The following is a 22,411-nucleotide window of genomic DNA, read 5'->3' on the forward strand; positions in this document are numbered from 1 at the left end:
ATAGATAGTTTGAATTACACTTCTTTTGAGCAAAAAGTTTCCATTAGAGAGCAGTTTTCCTAATGGTTAAGACAATTTCTGATAGCCAAGGTATGTAGTTGCGATTTAGTAGGGGCTGGTTCGCCTGCATATGCAATGTACGCCCTGCAGATATCTATAACCCGCCCTCTCTTATACTTCACTGTGCTTCGCTTCATTCAAAATGAGATAAATTAGCTTGCTTATATGACTGCTAAATACTTACCGACTAAGCCTACTTATTGGGAGCAACAAGCCCATCAATGTCTAGTCCGAGGAGATTATGCTCAGGCTGCAAACTTTTATGAAGAGGCGATTGAAGAGGAACCGGATATAAAATCTTACTATTGGCATTTAGGGCTAATACTGCTATTACAGGGGCAAGAAGCAGAAGCTCAGACGACTTGGCTTGTAGGCATGGCAGAAGGGGAGCCTGAACAAGTCGATCTGTGGACTGCGGAATTGATACAAGTGCTGCAAACGGAAGCGGAACGCAGAGGTAATGTCAGCGATTATTCAATGGCTTGGGCAATCCGGCAGCATATACGGGAAATCAGCCCTGCGGATATTAACAACCTCTTACATTTGATAGGGCTATCTATCCTGCTTGAGACTTATACGGGAGAGGATTTGACTGCGCTAGGCGTGTTCAATATGCTCAAGCTGGAACCCCCGAGCGAGGTAGACTTTGAGCTATTAATGCAAGTGTTAAAGAGTGTTTTAGATTATGATTCTTTGCACCCGTCCTCGTTAGAATTAACGGAAGCCTGTTTACCTCATGTCCGAAACCCTCTAGTTTTTATCGAAATAGTAGTAGCAGCTTCGGCTGAGATTGCACACTCGGCACTAATACCTGCACTGGCAGTACGCTTCGCTGAGCTAGCTCGCAGTTTAGATGATAAAAATTTAGGAATCTTACAGCAATTGGCTACTTATTACCAAAATGCTCAGCAATATGATCTGGGTATAAAAGTGGCTAAATTGCGCTATTCCGTATCAGAGGAGTTAGCCGATAAAGTTTTTTCTAACCATCAGATTATGCGCGGTTTGATGAGTGCAGGTGGATATTGGGAAGATGTCGCTTCAGTTATCGAACGACATAAATCACTGCTGGACTTACTGATAGTTCAACAATCAACGTCGATTCCCCCAGTTACAGTTCAAAATTTATTTCTTACCTCTTTCTTTTTACCTTACTTTCAGGACGATCCGAAAAATAATAGGCAAACTCAAAACCAAGTGTCTCAGTTGTGCCAAGTTAATGTTCAAACCTATGCTAAGGAGCAGGCAGAGAAGTACCGCCAGCGACAGTCATTTCGTAAAAGCAGTGGTAGTGTTACCAAGCCCTTAAAGATTGGCTACTTATCCAACTGTCTCAGAAGACATTCGGTGGGCTGGTTAGCGCGATGGCTGTTTCAGTATCACGATCGTGATAAATTTCAAATTTATGGCTATTTTATAGGAAATAAAAAAACGCAAGATTCTTTACAAGAATGGTATGTAAGTCAAGTGTGTAAAGCATATAAGGGCAGTATTTCTGGTCTTGAAATAGCAGAGCAAATTGTTGAAGATGAAATAGATATTTTGATTGAACTTGATAGCATCACTGTAGACATTACCTGTGAGGCGATGGCGCTTAAACCAGCTCCTATTCAAGCCAGTTGGCTGGGATGGGATGCTTCAGGATTGCCGGCGGTTGATTATTTTATAGCCGATCCGTATGTTTTGCCGGAGTCTGCCCAAGATTATTACACAGAAAAAATCTGGCGTTTACCTCAAACTTATATAGCTGTGGATGGTTTTGAGGTGGGTACACCAACTCTACGACGCGATCATTTGGATATTCCGAGTGATGCAGTTGTCTATATCAGTGCTCAGAAAAGTTATAAGCGTCATCCGCATACAGCTCGACTACAGCTTAAGATTATTGCAGGAGTTCCGAATAGCTATTTTTTGATCAAAGGTTCTGCTGATGAAGAATCAATTAAAAACTTCTTTTTTCAGTTAGCAGAAGAAGAAGGTGTGGCGGCTGATCGCCTGCGATTTCTGCCAGAGGTGGGACTAGAGGTAGTCCACCGAGCTAACTTGGGCATCGCAGATGTGGTGTTAGATACTTATCCTTACAACGGTGCTACAACTACCCTAGAAACTTTGTGGATGTGTATTCCCCTCGTGACGCGGGTAGGAGAGCAATTTGCGGCCCGCAACAGTTACACGATGATGATCAATGCTGGTATAACAGAGGGAATAGCTTGGACGGATGAAGAGTATATAGAATGGGGAATCCGTTTAGGAAAAGATACTGTTTTGCGACAACAAATATCTTGGAAACTCCGACAGTCAAGACAAACCGCTCCTTTGTGGAATGCTAAGCAGTTTACGCGAGAGATGGAGAAAGCTTATGAGCAAATGTGGCAAAGGTATCTTGGCAGTCATGATTGATAGTGATTGTCGGGGTTAGTAATTTGTGCACCGAGTTGCTGCACACATCCCTAGATTTATCAGTGACTCTCCTGTATAAAACTGTGTGGAGCAAATGTGGGAATGTTTTGTACTTTTGCCTGCGCGATCGCCTCTCTGTTCTCATTCTCCAACACAATTCGACCGTAAAGTCGAGGTATCAAAGCTGACCACTGAATTTCGCTTAACTGTCCAATCAGTAAAATTTCGGAACCGTGGGACACATCTAAATCTTCTTCCATTAAAAGATTCATCGCCACGCTGGATAAAGCGAGATTAGCATCTTCGTCAGAAATGTTACTGTTTTCTACTAAGAGAGTCATCTTGCTTTTGTCTGGGTGAGTTGCGATCGCCCTCACTACTCGTTCCAATTCTAAACCAAGAGACTCTTCAGGCTGCGTCCAATCTGGAAAAATAATTAGATTAATCTCTTTCAAGTTTAAACGCACTAGAGTTGCGTCAATCAGGGCTGAACTAACCGTTTTTGCCATTTTTGACCAAGAGAACTTTTTGGCTTGTTCCAACCCAGCCGCGATTAATGAGTTGCGAACCTTGGGTTTTTGTACCTCGCAAAGTGCATCGGCTAAACCCTCAACATCCCGATCATTCACATATAATGCGGCCTCGCCTGCAACTTCTGGAAGAGAAGAATTAGGACAAGTAATGACTGGACAACCGCAGGCTATCGCCTCCAGTATAGGCAAGCCAAATCCTTCATATTTTGATGGATAAACCAATGCAACAGCACCAGCATAAGCTAATCTCAACTCCTCATCATCGAGTTGCAGCTTGTGAACTACACAACCTGAAGTATAAGCTCTCAATTCTGATTCTAATAACACTCCACTCCCTGTACATACAATTTCAAAACCTTGTTTGCTAGCAAGTTGACCAAAAGCTTGAAAGAATAATTTAATATTTTTATAGTCCGAGCCACCTCCGACAGAAATAAAGTAGGGTTTGGATATCGCATACTTGGTTTTAAAACCATTAATATCTTCTTGGCGCGCTGGGGAAAAAATACTTGAAAGTCCACAGTGAGCAACTGTTACCAACTCTGAAGAAATATCGGGAAAGAACTCTATCAGGTCACGGGCTGTATTTTCTGAAATTGAAATGTATGCAGATGCGTGGCGAATCGCATAGTGCTTTTCTTGCCACATAGGTTCATTAAAATTCGCTCCTAAAACTTCAGGAATCATGTCATAAGCCATGAACACAGAAGGGGTTGATAGTGGCGTTGTATAGTAAGTGGAGATAAATAAATCCGCACCTTCCTCATCGCAGACTTGCTGCAACATTTCGCGGTCAGCATCCGTGCTTCCGTAGTCATAAAGTGGTACATTGCGATACCAGATTCCAGAAATTTTTGGTGCTGTTCCCGCCCTGTCAAGAACTACGATATGCTTGGCAAAACCGTTTTTGGCCCATTCTTCTAGCAAAGATTTCCAGACACGAGCAATTCCTGTGCTGTAGAGTTGGAAAAACACGCCATCAATGAGAATTTTAGGATCTTCCCTGGGGCTTATTAAAGTTTTATTTGGTAAATCATCTGATGCTAGAAAATGCCAACCCGCGCCTTTAAGTTCTTTCTGTGCGATCGGGACTACACCGTAGGACTCGGCAGTATCAACGGTTGTTCCATCCTGCACCCAGCCTAAATACTCGCGTAATAGAGCTGGAAATTTAGTCTGCTGCTGCAAAGCTGTCCATTGCGATAGAGCATTGGTATAGCCATAATATTGTTCTTTAAACCTCAGTTGTTCTGGTATCACATAAGCAAAGTGCTGGAAAACTAATCCCAGGTTTTCTGTTTCTTCGTGTCGAAAAGCGTTGAACTCTGCCACATTTCTCAACTCACCATCTGGTAAAGGTTCAGCTAAAATGGGGGGTTCATGGCGTACCCAGACATGACCAGGCTTAAACCTCCAAGTTCGCAACCATTCTTGTGCAGGATTCTGAGCGTAACAGTTGCGACTGCTAATCACCAACTTCTCTCCGACAAAATACCAGCACCAATAGAAAGCCGCTGTTTTTTCAGGATGATAGATGAACATCTGTCGCGCTGTGCAGATTTGCTCGACAGTCCACAATTCATCAACGTCTACTTGCCATAGCAAACATTCCTGATTAATATTTTCCAATGGTGCATTAACCATTTCACGTTTGCCTTCCCAGAAAATACCCTCCGGTTTACGATAAACCGTGACATTTTCTGGATATAGCTGTGCCAGTTCGTCTAGGTATTCCGTTGTGCCATCATTACTCCGTCCATTGCAGTGAATTTCATCGGTAATTCGTCCCCCATTTCCTAAAGACCAAGCAGTATCATGCTTTAATTCGGCTACACCCTCGATAATATGCCAATGCCATTTAAATGGTAGTTGTTTGAAAGCTTCTATGTGGTAGCGGATGAAAGGTTCACCGTTGAGGACAATAGTAAAGAAATGAATGGGAAGCGCCGGAAAAGCAATATAATTTTCGTAAAAAGATGTTGACTCTATAACTTGTTCTCCTATTTGACCGTCTTCCTTGATGCGATTGCATTCGTAACCTGCCTTAATTAATAGGTCAAATGTTTCTTGGGCTTGTCGATTTAAGCCTTCGAGCATCTTTTGAGAGATTTCAAACTGAATGAACCGAATGGCTTTTTTGCTTAAAAGCCCAATCGATCCTTCCAAGGCATCACTTTCAGCTCCTTCAACATCCAGTTTGAGATAATCTATAAACTCAATTTTGTATAGTTGACAAAAAGAGTCCAGAGTAATAGCTTCTACCAGTTCTGTTTTTAGAAGAGGAACATATTGATTTTGAACCTCGGGATTCATCATTTTAGGTTTTCCGATACTATTCCAGACTGAGTATTCATCGGGAAACTCATTAAATTCTATCTGTTTATTTTCCGAAAAAATTGCTTTTTGAAATAAAGATATATTCTGGCATCCATATTCTTTAACCCGTTCTTGTAGTTTTATGAAAATGTTACCTGTCGGTTCAAATGAATAGACTTTTCCGCAATTTCCAACTAGCTGGCTAAATAAGATTGAATAGTCACCGATATTCGCTCCTACATCAAAAACGACCATGCCGGAGCGCACAATATTTTTAACCAACAGTTGTTCGGATTTTTCAGTTTCAAAGTTAAAATAGATGGTTGGCTCCTGAGTACAGCTAAGATGAGATTCAACAGCCAACTCTGTGGGGGATGTGCTGACAGAGATAAAAGTATTTTTTTTAAATATGGCATACCCATTCCTAATGAGATAATTCTGACCGACTAGGACATAATTAGGATCGGTCAGCAATTTGTTATGGTTCCGGTAGTTTTTAAAAGTATTGATATCATCAAGAATAATAATTTTGGCTCCGTAAACTTCTTCTAATTCAGCATTACCTGTAAATTCTGAACCGTCAATTAATACAGCATCAAAAACATCGATATCATTTTCTTTTTTGATTTCCTTAATGCCATTTCCTAAAAACCCTGATTTTTTTACATATTCAATATCTTGGGACAGCCATCCTAAGACCTGTTCCAGGGGATAGTAGTTTAGATTTGTCTGATTGTTTCTGTAAAATCTAATGACTTCCTCTTCATTAGAAAACTGTTCTATAGAAACAGATGAGACGTTATAACATTTGACAAAAGAATCGTTCCTATAAGTATTTTGCAGTTCGGCGAAGCGAGGCTTTGAAATTTCCATGCAGAAAAGTGTGGGCTTGTTCTGGTTCTCCCGCAAACCTGTGACAAATGCTTCCGTGCTTCCCTGTCCAGAAGATGAGCCAATTTCTAAAACAGTTTTAATATCTTCTTCTCTTGCTATTTTGTGGATAGCCAAGTACAGTTCATCATTTTTGATTTCAGGAGGAATGAGACGGTTTAGTTCAGAGTTTGAAAGGTTATTTGCCATTTTCCGTACTTACTCTTTAACTTGTTTATTGGGTCAACGATCGCCTACTACTTCCCCTTCGCCTGCCCCAACAGCGCCTTATAATCGGCCCGATCGGGATTTAGCTTCACCAACTTCTCCAAAGGCTCGATCGCCCCCACCTGATTATTCATCTGCAACCGCACATTTGCCAACCCCTCCAGAGCCGTCTGATTCTGCGGTTCCCGCTGTAAAACCGTCTCATATCCCCGTTCCTGCGCCGCCAGCAAAGATTCCTGAGAAACTGCTACTGGAGCAGATTTTTGCTGGTGCTGGCTGCTCAAACCGCTGCTGAACAGACTCACCATACCAAAAATTGCCGAACCACTAAAGCCAACCATTGATACAAACGCAAAAATCTGCTTAATTCGATCGCCCTTATTAACTGGACGAGGGCTAGATTTTTTCTGTGTACTTTCCATTGCTAACTCTTGGCCTCGCTGTTTTCCCGGTACTCGCAAAGCACCTATCTCTAGATTGCCCAAGTTCGATCGCAAAACGATCGCCCTTCGCCATTTAAAATTTGGAACCAATTCTAGCCCTGCACAAAATCTCATATTTGTCAAGGACATTTAGGTGACAATAACACGCGGACGATCGAGATCGATGAAGCGCGATCGCACCCTTACTTTTTAGCCGTTACTCTCTGACATTTCGCCAAACCGAGCTCGGTAACGCGGTAGCAAAGATGTGAGTTAAGGAGCACGCTGGCGTTCCGCTTCTAGTGCTGAGGCTAATTCATCAGAAAGCCGATCTAATTTTTCTTCTAATGTTGTTGCAGTCATCCCCATCGCTCCTTAATTGTGGTTATTTTTAATCTAAAACGCCCTTGCTGACTCGATTGTGCAATCAAAATGGGATTGGATTAAGGGCCGAAAGGTCGATCGACCTTTCACACCTTCAAATGCCATCAGGATCGATGCCTTGGCTTCTCAAGTATGCCATTAGTCGATCGGCCCTCTGGCGTTCCTCTTCGGCCCTCTGGCGTTCCTCTTCGGCGCGCTGGCGTTCCTGTTCCACCCGTTCCGCACCCCACAGCAGCAAATTGCCATTTTCATCCCACCAGCGCAACCAATAACCCCTTCTCTGAGATTTTTCACCTTCCCAAAGCCCCAGAAATAAACCCATTGATTCTATCCAGAATCGGTGATTAGCATCTGGTTCTTGCAATTCGTATTCTCCCGAATTCGAGAGTCTGTACACTTCCAACAATCCCGATTTTGGTTCAAAAATTACATAAATCGGTACTTGCAAAATTCGCTCATAAAACCGCCATTTTCCGTAAGGATATGTCGGTTTATTTGAATATTCACTGCCGTCAGTATCCGATAAAAACTCCATCACTACAGCAGGTACTTCTCCCTCAGCATTGCGCGTATAACTGCGGCGAACTTCTCCTGGTTCTGCTGGCAATACCGAGGGAACGTACACCCAATCCGGGGCTTTTACTACTGTTTTGTCGTTAACTTTGGCACACAGTCCAAAATTGGAAGCTATTAGCATTGAAGCTAGGATAAATCCTGCGAGATCCAAGGCTTCTCGGAGGGCGGCGGCTAAAAGTGGTTGGTCGATCTTTTCCACAGCCTCGTCGGGTAATTTAAAGTCGTCTGGCAATTTTTCCCAAGTCACAATATACTGAATTCTGGTTGCGTTCGCTTTCGATAAAGTTTGCGTCATTGGTTTTCCTTGTTTCAAGTGAAAGAGTTTTTTGTTAATAGGATTTGGACAATAATTTTAAGACCTGGTGCGAAAGGCGCACCTTATTAACTAGCTGTAATCGGGGTGCGTATTGCGCTGGTTATTAACTAGAGTAGCTCGCGCATCTTGCAATAATTGCGGTTATTCAATGATACCCTGTTTTAAGGATTATTTTCTGGAGCCAATGGTTCTGCTGACCTTGCAGTTTGAGAAGGTATAACAGGCAATTTGGGCTGTTTTTGCAAGCTGGGAAATCCAGGCTCTACTGATTGATTTCTGGCAGGCGTACTCGCATTTACTTTTTCAGAAAGGGGAGCTAATGTTTGAGTGACTTTAACTTGCTGTCGCAGTTGTTCTGTCGAGCCTAACAAGCCTCCTAATCCGTTGAACAACCTGCGAATATTGTTGCGGAAAGCCGGATCTCCCGTCAAATCATCCACGTCGGAAGTAATTTTTTGCACGTTCTGAAATGTAGCTCGTGCAGAATCTAGAGTTTGCTGCAATAATAGCAAAGTGGCGGGATTGTTTACCTGGCTGGATAAATCTCGCAAATTACCAGAAGCTTGGGCAGCATTCGCTGATAAAACTTCTAAATTGTTCAGCAATTGTCCTTGGTTGATGCGATTTATTGTCGGACTCAAACTGCTAACAGCTACGCGCAGTTCCTGACTGCTTTGATTGATGTTATTCAGAGTTGAGACTAAACTGGCGCGGTTGGTTGTTACTAAAGAATTGAGTTGGTTGGCTGTTAATGTAACTTGATTGGCTGCTTGACTTACTGAATTAGCAGAATTTATCGCAGCGGCAGATACGGCTTTTGTGGAAGTGTCCGCCGTAGCTGCCACTTTAGACACATCAGCGGCGACTGCTGATATTTCTGTCTTGAGCGATTGATTTAAGGTGTTTGCTTCTCCCTTTAATGATTGATTTAAGGTGCTTGCTTCCCCCTTTAATGATTGATTTAAACTTGCTATTTCGGTTTTAACAGATTGATTTAAACTCCCAATGTCTCCCCTTACTGATTGATTTAAAGTTTTTATTTCCGCTTGGGCAGTTTTAGTTAAAGTCGATAAATCTTGAGTAAGTTTAGCTGCACCTTTAGCTGTGTTGGCTGTATTCTCGGCAAGAGATTTAATATTGTTGAACAGCGCGGGGTCGGTGTAGAAATTAGCTAGGCGGACTGTGGATTTAATTAGTTCGTCGATAGTGACTCCAGCTTGACCTTTTAAGCGCGAATTTTGGCAGATAATCTCCGAGGGACAGTCGGCACTAACGGGATTGGCGGTAAGTAATGATTCTGGCAAAATCGAGTTGGGGGTAATGTCGATCGACGATTCGCCAATTAAACCCGATTTATTCGCTTCGATCGTAACATCCCTGGGAATCACTAAAGTACCGGGGGAAATCTCCAGCGTCACGTCTACGCCGTTGGAACCCGGTTTGAGGGCGGTAATTTTACCGACTGCCACCCCGCGATACCTGATGGGCGTGCCGATTTGCATTCCTTGGGCGCTGCCAAATTCTACGGCGAATTTGTAGCTGCGGTTCCCTACCTGCACGCCCCGCAGCCAGAGCACTAAGCCACCAAATAAACCGATTCCTACTAAAATTAAGAACCCGACAGAACCTTCTCTTACAGTTCGCGATCGCATATTACCTCCTTAGTCATTGGTCATTAGTCATTGGTCATTAGTCATTGGTCATTAGTCATTGGTCATTGGTCATTAGTCATTAGTTATGGGTTATTAGTTATGGGTTATTAGTTATTAGTCATTGGTCATTGAGCATCATTTTTAGGGGATGACCCGATAGATTGTAGGTATGAGTTTAATTGAGGGGCTAAGTCATTAATGATTGCTGTGAATGTATTTACTTGTTGAACGGTTAAAAGGTTTCGAGTGTAAGCTCGTCTCAACCAGTGTTGAGTTTCATATAAAGAACCTCTAGCTATCTTGACAAAGCGTCTGTTGTCTTGATAACTGCCTCGTCCCACTCCTTCTGCTATGTTAGCACCGACGCTATCGGCTGAACGGACAATTTGTTTGCCGATCGTATCTTTGGCAAATGGCTCCCAAGTCTTAACAGTTTGCCAAATTTCATCTGCTAGTCGTTCTGATAATTTATAAACTCGCAATTCCTGAAAACTTTTTGTTGCCATATTACCCTCGACCTTAATGACTAATAACTAATGACTAATGACTAAGGAATAATGACAATTGACTATCCAAGCGCTTGAATTGGCCCAGTAACACTGCCACTAAAAAATTGTCTGATCAGCAAATTATCTGTCGATGCAATGTCATTGACAGTTCCCTCCCATTGCACTTTGCCTCGATAGAGAAACACGATGCGATCGGCAGTGCGGCGGATGGTACTGTCTTGGTGAGTGACGATCGCATAAGTGCTGCAAACACCTTGGGCCGCCTGCAAGTCCCTGATTAAATCTTCAATTACCGTCGAAGCGATCGGATCTAAACCCGCCGTCGGTTCGTCGTACAGCAAAACCTCTGGATTATCCCTGTCATTATCAGGATTCGCCATGATCGCGCGGGCAAAACTTACCCGCTTCCTCATTCCCCCAGACAACTGCGCTGGATAGCGTTCGCCAATTCGCGGCAAACCCACCATCTCCAACTTTTCCTCCACCAATTCCCGAATCCGGCGGCGCGGCAGCTTAGAATGCTGGTAAAGTAAAAAACCGACATTCTCCTCCACCGTCAGCGAATCAAACAAAGCCGCTTGCTGAAACACCATCCCAATTCCGATCGGATCTGCCACGTCGTCCACCCATCCGACCCTGCGCTGTCCCTGAACAAAAACCTCACCGGCATCCGGGGCCAACAAACCCGCAATTATCCGCAGAATCGTAGATTTCCCCGTCCCGGAAGGGCCAATAATTGCCAGGGCCTCTCCCCGATAAATCCTCAGATCGACTCGATCGAGGATCGGGTTCTGGCCGAAGGACTTACTTACCCCCTTGAGTTCGATTAGTGGCTCAGCCATAAAATGTTATCAATAAGTTATCAGTCCTCAGTCCTCAGTCTACCTAATGACTAATGACTCCTGACTAATGATTAATGACTAATAACTAAAATTGACTGGCAAATCAAAACTCTCTTGTATTGTAAATTTGTCAGATCGATCTGTTCCAATACCATTAAGACTAATTAACCATGTCAATTAGTTCACTTCCTAAAGCCCTCCGCGTCTTGGCTAAAGCCAAGCAGGTTTTTGCCCAATCCAGAAATCCTTACCCCCCTTCTTTGCGGAACGGGCGAGTTCACCAGTGGTTTAAGTGGTTAGCCCCCGGGCTGTTAGTGAAACGGTGGCTGCTGATCAGTGCCAGCGGCGTGGTACTTGCCACTTTGGGTTTAGCAATTTGGACTGGGATGACTCCCATTTTCTTCTTATTGCAATTGTTGAGAAATTTTTTGGCGTGGATTGCGGAAGTTATTCCCAATTACGTGTCGGGGCCGATCATCATTGCTGGCGGGATTTTGTTAATTCTGTGGGGGCAAACTCGCAGTTTGAACTCTATTACTCAAGTGCTGATGCCCGAAGGGAATGAGGAATTGGTCGATCGACTTCTCAACCACCGCCGCTTGCACCGCGGCCCGAAAATTGTGGCAATTGGGGGCGGTACCGGTCTTTCTAATTTGCTCAGGGGATTGAAGGATTACAGTGCCAAAATCACTGCTATTGTCACGGTGGCGGATGATGGGGGGTCTTCCGGCCGGCTGCGGCGGGAAATTGGGGTATTGCCACCCGGAGACATTCGCAATTGTTTGGCGGCTTTGGCAGATGAGGAAAAGTTATTGACTGAGTTATTTCAATATCGCTTTCAGGCCGGTGACGGTTTGATGGGTCACAGTTTTGGGAATTTGTTTTTGACGGCGATGAGCGATATTGCTGGAGATTTGGAACAGGCGATCGCCGCGAGTTCTAAAGTTTTAGCAGTTAGGGGAGAAGTGCTGCCGGCCACTCTGAGCGACGTTTCTTTGTGGGCAGAACTGGCTGACGGCCGCAGGATTGAGGGGGAGTCCAGCATTACAAAAGCTAACGGAAAAATCCTCAGAATAGGCTGCACTCCTGCTAATCCTCCGGCGTTACCGAAGGTGGCCCAAGCACTTCGGGAAGCGGATTTTATCATTATTGGGCCGGGGAGTCTTTATACGAGTGTCATTCCGAATTTGTTGGTGCCGGAAATTGCTGATGCGATCGCCAACAGCGAAGTTCCGCGCATTTATGTGTGCAATATTATGACTCAGCCGGGGGAAACCGACGGATACAGTGTTGCAGACCACATTCGGGCGATCGATCGCGCTTGCGGCCGGCCCCTGTTCGATGCTGTAGTAGTTCAAGGCAAAGTCCCTTCTGCAAAGGCTTTGATCCGCTATTCTCAGGAGAATTCTTATCCGGTTGTGCTCGATCGAGAAGCCGTAACGCAATTGGGGCGGCGAATTGTCATCGCAAATGTGATGGATGAAGATAAAAATACGGGTTTAATTCGCCACAATTCTCAAAGGTTGGCGGGGATGTTGCTGCGTTGGTACGGCCGCGCGCACAACATTTAAGCTGCTGACTGTTGACTGTTGACTAATATTATTGGTTATTGGTTATTGGCAGCCGCCAGCGAGTAACAAATAACAAATAACACATAACAAATAATAAATGACTAATGACTAACTATTGAAATGAAAACTTTGCTTCCCGATTCTGAGGCTACGCGCAAGTTTGGTGTTGCGTTAGGTCGAGCGCTCCCCGCCGGCACTCTAATCTTATTACAAGGAGATTTAGGTGCGGGCAAAACTACCTTGGTTCAAGGCATTGCTGAAGGTTTAGGAATATCAGACTCGGTTGAGAGTCCTACTTTTACGCTGATTAACGAGTATTTTGAAGGGCGAGTTCCGCTGTATCATCTAGATTTATATCGATTAGAACCCGAAGAAGTGGAGGCTTTGCACTTAGAAAGTTATTGGGACGGGTTAGAAATGGATTTGGGAATTGTGGCGATCGAATGGGCGGAAAGATTGCAGTACAAGCCAGAAAATTATTTGCAAATTTCTTTGAGTTATCTAGATAACTGGCGGCAAGCTGAAGTAATTGGTAATGGCGACTTATTGGATTGGCAATTGGAAGTTTGAGAAAAGGCGATCGAACTTACTGCGTCGGACGGTTGACTCCAATCAATTTCCCCCTCAAAGTTTCCTCACCAGCAATAGCATCATTGATGCCTGTTGCCAACCTTTCTAGATTTTTATCGTCTGTACACACGATAATAGCAGCATGATTTGGTTGTTGAGTATGCAAGCGAATGAAATGCCGACGATTTTGCGTCATAACCGCCCGATCGTTATTCACAGCAAAGGCTAATACTTCGGGGTCATCATCTCCCGCATTTCCTGCCTCTTGAATAGTCAGGGCATCGTGACCAAAATTTCGCAGCAATGCCACAACAGGAAACGGGAACTGTTCATCTGCATAGAAACGTGCCATAAATTATACTTCCTGCATCATTGCTGCTGCTTCTTCTCGGAGTGCTGTTTCAATTTCTTCTGAGTTAGCCTCAGCATAAGTCCAGACATTTACTAAGTTTGCAGCATTCAACTGGGGATAAAATTGTAGAAGTTCAGCATCGCTTGAACCTTGACGACGTAAACTCACGAACAGCCAAACGGGAAGTCGAGTTTTGGCAATGCAAGCATCGCCGCCACACACGTCGGGAGTCTTGGTAATTCCTGGCCAGCTATTGTTTAAACTTTGGGTTAAAAGCCCGATGGCTTCAGCTTTCTCAGTCGGAGTTAAGGCCAGGAGTTGTGTTTCTAGTTCTTGGAGAAGCATGGGTAAAATCGCCTTTGCGATGCAGGAATACCCAATTATAACACTTGAGTCAAATCCATGCTTACTCAGCGTCAAATGTCAAGGCTTCTCCCCTCACATTTGTATCCAATTTACCATTCTCAAAAACAACTTTTCCTCCCACAACAGTCACAACTGGCCATCCAGTCAAACTCCAACCTTCAAAGGAACTCCAGCCGCACTTGCTCGCCATCTCTGCTCCGATCACCGGGCGGTAGTTCTCCAAATCAACTAAGACTAAATCGGCGTCAAAACCCGGAGCAATCGCCCCTTTGTTCGGAATCTTATAAGCCTTAGCAACAGCCGCCGACATCCAATTAGCAACTTGAGCAACTGTACATCTTCCCTCTACTGCTTGCGTCAGCATCAAAGGCAAAGAAGTTTCGACTCCGGGCATTCCCGACGGCGTATTTGGATATTCTTGAGCTTTTTCTGCTAATGTATGCGGCGCGTGGTCGGTGGCGATAAAATCAATTACCCCGTCGAGTAAAGCTTGCCAAAGTATTTCGTTATCGCGGGGCTCGCGCAAAGGCGGATTCATCTGAGCTAAACTGCCAATAGTTTCATAAGCGCTGGTATTTAACAACAAATGCTGCGGCGTAACTTCTGCTGTCACCCAACTCGGTTTTTCCTGGCGCAAAAACTCAGCTTCATCCCCCGTTGAAAGGTGCAGAATGTGCAGTCGCCGCTGATATTTATTAGAAAGTTTTACTGCTAGTTGAGTTGCCAATAAAGCTGCTTGATTGTCTTGAATTTGCGAGTGAACTGCAATATCGGAAATCCCGGCAAATTCCTGACGCCTCTGGTTGATTCTAGCTTGGTCTTCTGCGTGTACCGCAATTAGCCGATCGCCCTTGGCAAAAATCTGGTCTAAAGTTGCTTCTCCATCCACCAACAACTGCCCGTGCATCGAACCCATAAACACCTTAATTCCCGGAGTCGGATTCGCATTCAACAAATCCGGCAAATTCTCTGGCGTTGCACCAATAAAAAAGCCGTAATTCACCAAACACTTCTCGGCAGCGCGACTTAGTTTATCATCTAAGGCAGCTTGGGTTGTGGTCAGAGGTCGCGTATTCGGCATTTCCAGAAACGATGTCACGCCGCCTTTAGCGCAAGCACAGCTAGCCGTAAACAAGTCTTCCTTGTGTTCTAAACCCGGTTCCCGGAAGTGTACCTGGGGATCAATTACTCCGGGTAACAGAGTTAAGCCTTTCGCATCTATTTCTCGATCGCCAGATTCGACAATTTCCGCAGCAACCTTGACAATTTTGCGATCGCAGATTTGCACATCTCCTACCAAAAACTCACCGTTGGGCAAAAGAATGCGAGCGCGACGGATTAACAAACTTGATTTGGGAGTCATAAGATATCATTAATTGAGTAAACAGCGTGCTAGCATGGAAGCATTATTAAGTTTATAATTCGTATCCAGCTCAGTCACTACAATACACTATGACTCGTCTAGACAAGTCAGCCGACGAAAAACCTCCGCAAGACACCGAAAATCCTTGGATCGAAGGAATTAAGACGATCGGCTTAGCAGCATTTTTAGCCTTTGGTATCCGCACCCTGGTTGCCGAAGCACGCTACATTCCCACCGGCTCGATGCTCCCAACCTTACAAATTAACGATCGATTAATTATAGATAAGGTCAGCTATCGATTCCAAGAGCCCCAGCGAGGAGATATTATTGTATTTATGCCTCCCGATCCGGCTAGTTTGTGCACGGGACAGCCGCCACCGATCAAAGATGCCTATATCAAGCGAGTGATCGGACTGCCGGGGGACAGTGTGGAAGTCAGAGAAGGAAAAGTTTTTATTAACAAGCAGCCGCTACAGGAAAAATATATTGAAGAAATTCCGCAGTATCCCTACGGGCCTGTAGTTGTAGCTCCAAATTCTTACTTGGTACTCGGCGACAACCGCAACGCAAGCTGTGACAGTCATTATTGGGGCTTTGTACCCAAGCAAAATATCATCGGTAGGGCAATTGTGCGTTTTTGGCCACTCAACCGCACAGGTTCGATCGACCCCACGCCCCTTTATCCCGCTAAAAATTAGCTCTAACGGAAGAAGGAAGAAGCAAAAAAGCCCATTCAATAATAGCAATGATTTGGGTGATTAAGAACATCCTAATCGTCTTATCGTTTGCTATACAAAACGCTAAGGATATTAGATCCCCGACTTCTTCAAGAAGCCGGGGATCTAAGCTTACTGGCTGGATCAATTCTAAAATCTAAAATCTAAAATTTAACATCGCCTGGCGTTTCGCGATCGAGAACTTTCACAACTTTGTTATACATCTCCTCAGCTTGTTGCGGCGAATTGCCGATACTCGTCACTCCCAATTTGCCAAACTCCGACAAACAACCCATTAAATGAAACACACTGCCCGTCTCTGTACCGCTGTCAAAGTGCAGTTGATTGTCAGCAATAATATCCATCAAATCGTTCGGTAATAATCCCCGATAGCGCTCTTTTTTCAAATTGTCCGAAGCGACATAATATTTCGGACGGCCCTGCTGGCTATAAAATAATCCGGTAGTACGCTCGTAACGACCGTTTGTTAACAGTTTCAAAGCCATAAACGGATGAGTTGTGCCTCCTTTACGTAAGTTAATTTCTATTGCTTGAAGATCCCATTTTCCGTCGGATTGCTTTACAGCGAGAAAATCTACTCCAAATCTTTCTAAAGCGCCTTTTTTAGCTAAGTTTTGCCCGACTTTCCATCCCAATTCTTGCAACGCCAGCCGGTAAGATTCGTCCGCCGGAAATCGGCAACCCAAGAAAATTTGGCCGTCTGGGCCTCCTAAAATCTGGTCGTGAGTGGAGAGGATTTCTACTTCGCCGCTGGGAATAATTCTGCCTTGAACGCTGGGGGAGAACTTTTCTTCTCCTTCGATAAATGCTTCGGCAATTGCCCCTAATTCGGGAATGCGGCTGCTAAAGTTGTCCCAGGTTTCGCCTTTGGATTGAAAGCGTAAATTATGGAAGTGATCGCCAATTGCCTTTGCTCTTTCTGTAGGCGCTTTACCTGCCAGGGACTTCAGGTCTAAAATTGCATTCCCTTCCCCCGAAAAACCTTCATTTAACTTAATTACGATGCGCTGCAAATGTGGCTGCCGTTCCCACAATTGAGCGGCAGCTTCTGCTAAATCTTCCGCATTCCAAACCAACTCGGAACCGTCAGGATAAGGCACGCCACATTCTTGGAAAATTTGCCTGCTACCGCTTTTTGTTCCCCAGTATAACAGATCGGGATCGCTGGCCCACAAAGGAATCCCCAATTGAACAGATAACTCGCGTTCTAAGGGCGTCGAGTTATAACAAACCATATAAGATTTTTTCGGCCGTACTGCTTGACGAATGCGCTCCATCAAGCGGGGGCGCTCTAAAATTTTCTGGGTGAGGGATTTGGCAGAAGCATCGTAAGCACTGAACAGCAAAAGCCGATCGCGCGCGTGAGAAAACGGAATTCCCGGCAGCAATTGCAGGTAATAATCCACAATCATCGGGTGCAATGGCTCCGAGGTAATGTAAATTAAGCGCGTGTGGGGATTTCGCAGGCGAATCAATGAAAATAAATGTCGCTCTTCGTAGTGGTAAGCACCCTCAATTTTCCGCATTTCTTGCTGATCTAAGCTGACAGAAGGAATGATAATAATATCACAATCTCCGCTGTCGAATTCTTCTATCGCTCGCCAACGATCGCGTAATTCTGTCTGAAGATTGCGAAACTTCTGCGCGGATTCGGAAGATGATTTATTTAACTCTTGCATTGCTTTTTATCCTAAGTATTCAAATAATTATTGCTGATGATGTCGGGTGTGTCAGCCCCAATACTTGAGACAACTGACAGAGTTTTTTTGTCTGACTACAATTCTAAATCTTATACCAATTATTAAAACGAACAGTAGGGACTTAGGCCTTGCCATGTCCCGAATCCCGACGCCGGAGACGGCAATGCCCATAGGTGTCAACTTAAGCTTGAAAGCCTTGATAAATCTCGTTTTTACCTGAGTCCAGATCCCCCTAAATCCCCCTTAAGAAGGGGGACTTAAAGAGGCTTCCTGTCCCCCCCTTCTTAAGGGGGGCTAGGGGGGATCTGGCCTTAATAGTCAAACAGCCGTCTATAACTAGGTTTGACGTTAAGTTGACACGCCTTGGGCTCTTGGAGTGTCCCTACAGCTACTTTTCAGAATTGCTCTAAGAAGCTCGCCGCGCTCGAAAAAGTCTGGCATACTGCAATATTGGCTCTAAGCGGCGTTGATTTTGCTTGAGAGCCGATCGCAATTTTTCCGAGGGGCGGAACACCAGCGGAGCCGAATATTTGTTCAGCATCTCGATTTCTGGCGACTGGCTCATCAGCATCAGCCGCACGTCTTTGTCGAGCAAATAACTCAGAGACAGCAAATCTCCCATGTTCGTAAAATCGTTGCCGCGATCGCTAATTACAATTGTATCTTTAATCGATCGGTTAGCTATCGCCTCTTTGTTAATAATTTTCGCAACTTCAGCATTAAAATAGCTCAAGTCTTTGCTCCACCAAGTATCAGAAAAAGCGCTGACAGTACAGGATGCTATACTTGCTGTAAAAACCAGGGCTAAAATGACTTGCCAAAACCGCTGCTGAGTTTTCACGTTACTGGCGAGCAAGTAAGCAACTGCTAGCTGCACTCCCGGAAAGCACGAAATCAGATAACGGCTGACTGCCGAACGTTTGCCACCTAGGATGAGATCCGGTAAAGCCAGGAGCAAAAAAGGTACAAAAATTGATGTTACAATAAACAGCCAAGTTGAACTGCTAGTGCGGCGGCAGATTGTGTAAAGGGCTGCCGCAAATAACAGCAAAAATGGCAATCTCAGCAGATAAGTCCAAATATTATCAAACCCGAAGTCGAAGTCAAAAAATAAAGCTGTAAAGCTGAGTGTCCACAATTTGACAAGATACAGCCAACCCGGAGATACTCGCGTCCAATCTGTCGTAGCTGATGCTCGTCCCAGGTTGGTCGCCAGCACGTAAATCCAGGGGATATACAATATTAAAGCTGCTGTTACTGCTAAGAAAAATTGGGAATTAGTTACGTGACCGGGCAATTTTGTTTTTTTGACAAACAACCAGTAAGAAATTATAAAAACTCCGTGTCCAATGAGTGTTAAACTGAAGAAAGGATGAGTGTAGAAACCAAGGGCGATCGCCAGCGAGTAAAATACCCAATTTTGCCAATCCCGCAACCGCACTGCTCTCAGCAGCAGCCAACTGCTCCCAATAACTGTGGCTGTCAGCAAACTGTACTGCCTTGCTGTCTGAGCAAACAATATATCAAAGGGTGATAAAGCCAAAAGTGCTGTTGCTAATAACGCAGCCAAATTCGAGGCGAAAAGTTCCTGAGCTAAAGCGTACATCAAAGGCAGCGACAGCAAACTCAATAGTGCTGGCAAACTGCGAGATGCTGTTAGAGAACTGCCAAATTGCTGCATCGACCAACGAGCCATGAGAAAGTATAAAGGCGGATGCTGCGGGTCTTCTAGTGCTAAAGAACGAATGGTGTCTGCTTCTGTACTTCCCGGTTTAATCCGCTGATATTTTTGCAATTCTGGTGCGGGAAAAATCCGGTTTTGGAATAGTTCGTCGTCAATTTCTTGGCGGGTGAAACCAGCGGCGCGGATTGATGTGTAAGCTTCGTCGTGCCAGTACAGTTTGCGATCGATCTCAAAAAACCGAAATCCGATACCAAGTAAAATGCCGATCGCCAATAAGTTAATCAACCAGCGGAAATTTTTGCTATTGACAGATGTGTCTTGATGTGTTGTAGATGCCATGCTTGTCCTAATTGTGGCGATTACTTGTTACCAGGCTCTGCCTGGTAACACAGATCCGGAGGCTCTGCCTCCAATTTTAATGTAAGCTTTTCGAGGCAGAACCTCGCTTACATCGGTTCCCAGACAGAGCCTGGGAACCAGTTAAATATCTTCTACATCTTGGGCATTCTGAAGGCGGGAGCAGGCTGAACCACCCCAAAATCAAGAATCTTCAACCAAATGCTCCCAGAACCTCCAGACCCCAAAAATAACTGCTAACATACGTGTTGTACAGTTAATCAACAAGCTCCGCAAGGGGTCTACCCGCGTACCGCAAATGGCAAAAAAAGAAGCGTCTATAAAAACTTCCACTGAAAACTCAGAAAAGCAAAAAGCTCTAACTTCCGTACTCTCCCAAATCGAGCGCAGCTTTGGCAAAGGGGCGATCGTCCGATTGGGAGACTCCACTCGCATGAGGGTAGAAACCATTCCCACCGGAGCCCTGACACTAGACATTGCTTTGGGCGGCGGTTTGCCAAAAGGTCGAGTTATTGAAATTTACGGCCCGGAAAGTTCCGGTAAAACCACTCTAGCTCTCCACGCGATCGCCGAAGTCCAAAAATCCGGCGGTATAGCAGCCTTCGTCGATGCCGAACACGCCCTCGATCCCACCTACGCCTCAGCTTTAGGCGTCGATATTGAAAATCTCTTAGTTTCCCAGCCGGATACCGGCGAAATGGCCCTAGAAATAGTCGATCAACTCGTCCGTTCCGTCGCCGTCGATATCGTAGTAATTGACTCCGTAGCCGCCCTCGTCCCCCGCGCCGAAATCGAAGGCGACATGGGCGACTCCCACATGGGTTTGCAAGCGCGCTTGATGAGTCAAGCTTTGCGGAAAATCACCGGCAATATCGGCAAATCCGGCTGTACCGTCATCTTTCTCAACCAATTGCGGCAGAAAATCGGCATAACTTACGGCAACCCGGAAACCACAACCGGCGGTAACGCACTCAAATTCTACGCCAGCGTGCGGCTCGACATTCGCCGCATTCAAAGCTTGAAAAAAGGTACCGAAGAATACGGCAACCGCACGAAAGTTAAAGTTGCTAAAAATAAAGTTGCTCCGCCTTTCCGCATTGCCGAATTTGACATTGTATTTGGCAAAGGCATTTCTACTTTAGGCTGTCTGACTGACTTGGCCGACGAAATGGGAGTAATTCTGAAAAAAGGTTCTTGGTATAGCTACAACGGAGAGAACATAGCTCAAGGACGAGACAAAGTGATCCAGCACATGGAGAAAAACATCGATTTCAAAAATGAAATTGAGGAGCTAGTTAAAAAGAAACTTGAGACAGGTGCTCTGGTTTCTGCTAATTCTGTCGCTCCTATTGAGGTAGATGATGTAGATGATGTAGATGATGTAGATGATGTAAATGATGAGGTAGATGATGTAGATGGTTTGGACGAAGAAATCTAAGTTTTTTAGTCCTCAATTATTACTCGTTTACTGATTGTTTACTCGTTACCAGGCTGGAGCGAAAGTAACACTCCACAGCTACCTAGAGCCTCGAATTTAATTTTCGCTCGCGAGGCTCTTCCTCTAGGTATCGGTTCCCAGGCTCCAGCCATAGAACCAGTAAATTGACCGGACATGATATGAGATCGGGATTGCCGAATATATTGCGGATTGCTATACTTGTACAGTAAGTAGTACAAGTGTCAAGTACATGAATATTGTTTCTTTTAGCGAAGCGAGAAATAACCTCAAGGCTGTTTTAGACAGAGTAGTGGAAGATACGGACTATACCATCATCACTAGACGAGATGCGGAGGATGCGGTGGTGATGTCGCTAGAGTTCTTTAATAGTTTGCTGGAAACAGTTCATTTACTCAAATCTCCCGCCAATGCTGCCCATTTGGAGCGTTCTATCGCTCACTTTAAGCAGGGGAAAGTGGTAGAGCGAAATTTGTTGGATGACTAGAAAGTTAGCCTGGACGGATGAGGCTTGGGGCGATTATTTATATTGGCAAGGGCAAGATAAGAAAACCTTAAAACGAATTAACAAGCTAATTGAGGCAACAATCCGATTGCCGTTTGAGGGGATCGGAAAGCCCGAACCACTGAGGGAGAATCTGGCTGGTTTTTGGTCGCGGCGAATTGATGATACGAATCGATTAGTTTATGCTGTGGATGACGAGTATCTAACGATTATCTCTTGTCGATACCACTATTATGATTGACATCCTCCTTGGTCTGCTTAGCTATGGTGCGGCGTTTTTGTTTAACAGGAAAGTCGGCGTTTTTTTGAGCAGTTTAATTTTAATTTTATGACGATAGCGAGTTGGGAGCATGTCACTTTTGCGATAAGTATTTATACTTGTGCAGTTTTTCGAGGTCTACCAATTAAGCCATTTAAGTAAGCACATCGATGAGCCAATACCTGCCCAATATGGTCTAATTTCCAACTTGCTCCAGATATTTTAACCCGTCTAGCTATTTGCTTGATTCCTGATTCTACTGCTCCAGAACCAATCGAACAGATTCCATCTCTCTGGAAAAGTTCGTAATTAATAATTCTTTCTTTATGCTTTTCTAAATACTTACAAAAATTAACTGCTGGCTTTTTCTTCAATCCTATGAA

The 22,411-nt window shown here is 44.6% G+C and carries 18 protein-coding genes and 1 pseudogene; 7 read left to right on the forward strand and 12 right to left on the reverse strand.

The annotated features are described in order from the left end of the window. Nucleotides 1–225 precede the first annotated feature (225 nt). Complete coding sequence (locus QUA07_RS13280; RefSeq protein ID WP_333325803.1) at nt 226–2,460, forward strand: O-linked N-acetylglucosamine transferase family protein; 2,235 nt, start codon at nt 226–228, stop codon at nt 2,458–2,460. A 59-nt stretch (nt 2,461–2,519) separates the two neighbouring features. On the opposite strand, the gene QUA07_RS13285 is transcribed toward QUA07_RS13280, so the two are convergent. From QUA07_RS13285 to QUA07_RS13310, 6 genes are all read right to left on the reverse strand, one after another. Further along, complete coding sequence (locus tag QUA07_RS13285; RefSeq protein ID WP_333325806.1) at nt 2,520–6,389, reverse strand: FkbM family methyltransferase; 3,870 nt, start codon at nt 6,387–6,389, stop codon at nt 2,520–2,522. Between the two features lie 47 nt (nt 6,390–6,436). After that, on the reverse strand, nt 6,437–6,940 hold the full coding sequence (locus QUA07_RS13290) for a tetratricopeptide repeat protein (protein WP_333325808.1): 504 nt from the start codon (nt 6,938–6,940) through the stop codon (nt 6,437–6,439). 367 nt (nt 6,941–7,307) lie between these two features. Next, complete coding sequence (locus QUA07_RS13295; RefSeq protein WP_333325812.1) at nt 7,308–8,084, reverse strand: Uma2 family endonuclease; 777 nt, start codon at nt 8,082–8,084, stop codon at nt 7,308–7,310. 182 nt (nt 8,085–8,266) lie between these two features. Then, nucleotides 8,267–9,757: an MlaD family protein gene (locus tag QUA07_RS13300; protein ID WP_333325814.1), complete on the reverse strand. Its 1,491-nt coding sequence runs from the start codon at nt 9,755–9,757 to the stop codon at nt 8,267–8,269. Nucleotides 9,758–9,882: 125 nt separating this feature from the next. Then, nucleotides 9,883–10,263: a four helix bundle protein gene (locus QUA07_RS13305; protein WP_333325816.1), complete on the reverse strand. Its 381-nt coding sequence runs from the start codon at nt 10,261–10,263 to the stop codon at nt 9,883–9,885. Between the two features lie 62 nt (nt 10,264–10,325). Further along, entirely contained in the window at nt 10,326–11,108 is a 783-nt protein-coding gene (locus QUA07_RS13310) for an ATP-binding cassette domain-containing protein (protein WP_333066584.1), read from the reverse strand. Nucleotides 11,109–11,278: 170 nt separating this feature from the next. Here QUA07_RS13310 and QUA07_RS13315 point away from each other — a divergent pair, with 170 nt between their 5' ends. Continuing rightward, nucleotides 11,279–12,679, forward strand: coding sequence for a gluconeogenesis factor YvcK family protein (locus QUA07_RS13315; RefSeq protein ID WP_333081488.1), 1,401 nt, complete (start codon nt 11,279–11,281; stop codon nt 12,677–12,679). 120 nt (nt 12,680–12,799) lie between these two features. Then, a complete protein-coding gene (gene tsaE, locus QUA07_RS13320; RefSeq protein ID WP_333325819.1) occupies nt 12,800–13,249 on the forward strand; it encodes a tRNA (adenosine(37)-N6)-threonylcarbamoyltransferase complex ATPase subunit type 1 TsaE in 450 nt (149 codons plus the stop codon). Nucleotides 13,250–13,265: 16 nt separating this feature from the next. Here tsaE and QUA07_RS13325 read toward each other — a convergent pair whose 3' ends face one another. From QUA07_RS13325 to QUA07_RS13335, 3 genes are all read right to left on the reverse strand, one after another. Beyond that, nucleotides 13,266–13,601 carry a DUF5615 family PIN-like protein gene (locus QUA07_RS13325; RefSeq protein ID WP_333325822.1) on the reverse strand — a complete coding sequence of 112 codons (336 nt, stop codon included), beginning with the start codon at nt 13,599–13,601 and terminating at the stop codon, nt 13,266–13,268. Nucleotides 13,602–13,604: 3 nt separating this feature from the next. Further along, a complete protein-coding gene (locus tag QUA07_RS13330; RefSeq protein WP_333325824.1) occupies nt 13,605–13,946 on the reverse strand; it encodes a DUF433 domain-containing protein in 342 nt (113 codons plus the stop codon). Nucleotides 13,947–14,007: 61 nt separating this feature from the next. After that, a complete protein-coding gene (locus QUA07_RS13335; RefSeq protein WP_333325827.1) occupies nt 14,008–15,330 on the reverse strand; it encodes a dihydroorotase in 1,323 nt (440 codons plus the stop codon). Nucleotides 15,331–15,419: 89 nt separating this feature from the next. Between QUA07_RS13335 and lepB the strand changes: the two genes are divergently transcribed. Further along, the gene (gene lepB, locus QUA07_RS13340) at nt 15,420–16,028 is read left to right on the forward strand and encodes a signal peptidase I (protein ID WP_333081491.1); all 609 of its coding nucleotides are present in this window, start codon (nt 15,420–15,422) and stop codon (nt 16,026–16,028) included. Between the two features lie 182 nt (nt 16,029–16,210). Here the strand turns inward: lepB and QUA07_RS13345 are convergent, their stop codons facing one another. Further along, nucleotides 16,211–17,746 (reverse strand): peptide ligase PGM1-related protein, encoded by a 1,536-nt coding sequence (locus tag QUA07_RS13345; RefSeq protein ID WP_333325830.1) that lies wholly within the window; start codon nt 17,744–17,746, stop codon nt 16,211–16,213. A gap of 427 nt (nt 17,747–18,173) precedes the next feature. Next, complete coding sequence (locus tag QUA07_RS13350) at nt 18,174–19,790, reverse strand: glycosyltransferase family 39 protein (protein ID WP_333325832.1); 1,617 nt, start codon at nt 19,788–19,790, stop codon at nt 18,174–18,176. Between the two features lie 316 nt (nt 19,791–20,106). Between QUA07_RS13350 and recA the strand changes: the two genes are divergently transcribed. The 3 genes from recA to QUA07_RS13365 all read left to right on the forward strand — a co-directional run bounded on the left by recA (nt 20,107) and on the right by QUA07_RS13365 (nt 22,010). Then, the gene (recA, locus tag QUA07_RS13355; RefSeq protein WP_333081494.1) at nt 20,107–21,246 is read left to right on the forward strand and encodes a recombinase RecA; all 1,140 of its coding nucleotides are present in this window, start codon (nt 20,107–20,109) and stop codon (nt 21,244–21,246) included. Between the two features lie 250 nt (nt 21,247–21,496). Beyond that, a complete protein-coding gene (locus QUA07_RS13360) occupies nt 21,497–21,751 on the forward strand; it encodes a type II toxin-antitoxin system prevent-host-death family antitoxin (protein ID WP_333325836.1) in 255 nt (84 codons plus the stop codon). Next, on the forward strand, nt 21,744–22,010 hold the full coding sequence (locus QUA07_RS13365) for a Txe/YoeB family addiction module toxin (RefSeq protein ID WP_333325838.1): 267 nt from the start codon (nt 21,744–21,746) through the stop codon (nt 22,008–22,010). The genes QUA07_RS13360 and QUA07_RS13365 overlap by 8 nt, the downstream gene beginning before the upstream one ends. Nucleotides 22,011–22,141: 131 nt before the next feature. Here the strand turns inward: QUA07_RS13365 and QUA07_RS13370 are convergent. Continuing rightward, nucleotides 22,142–22,411: pseudogene (locus QUA07_RS13370) on the reverse strand (hypothetical protein); the annotation flags it as partial.

This window comes from Microcoleus sp. T3_A4 (genome assembly GCF_036700465.1).
In the GTDB taxonomy this organism is placed as follows: domain Bacteria; phylum Cyanobacteriota; class Cyanobacteriia; order Cyanobacteriales; family Microcoleaceae; genus Microcoleus.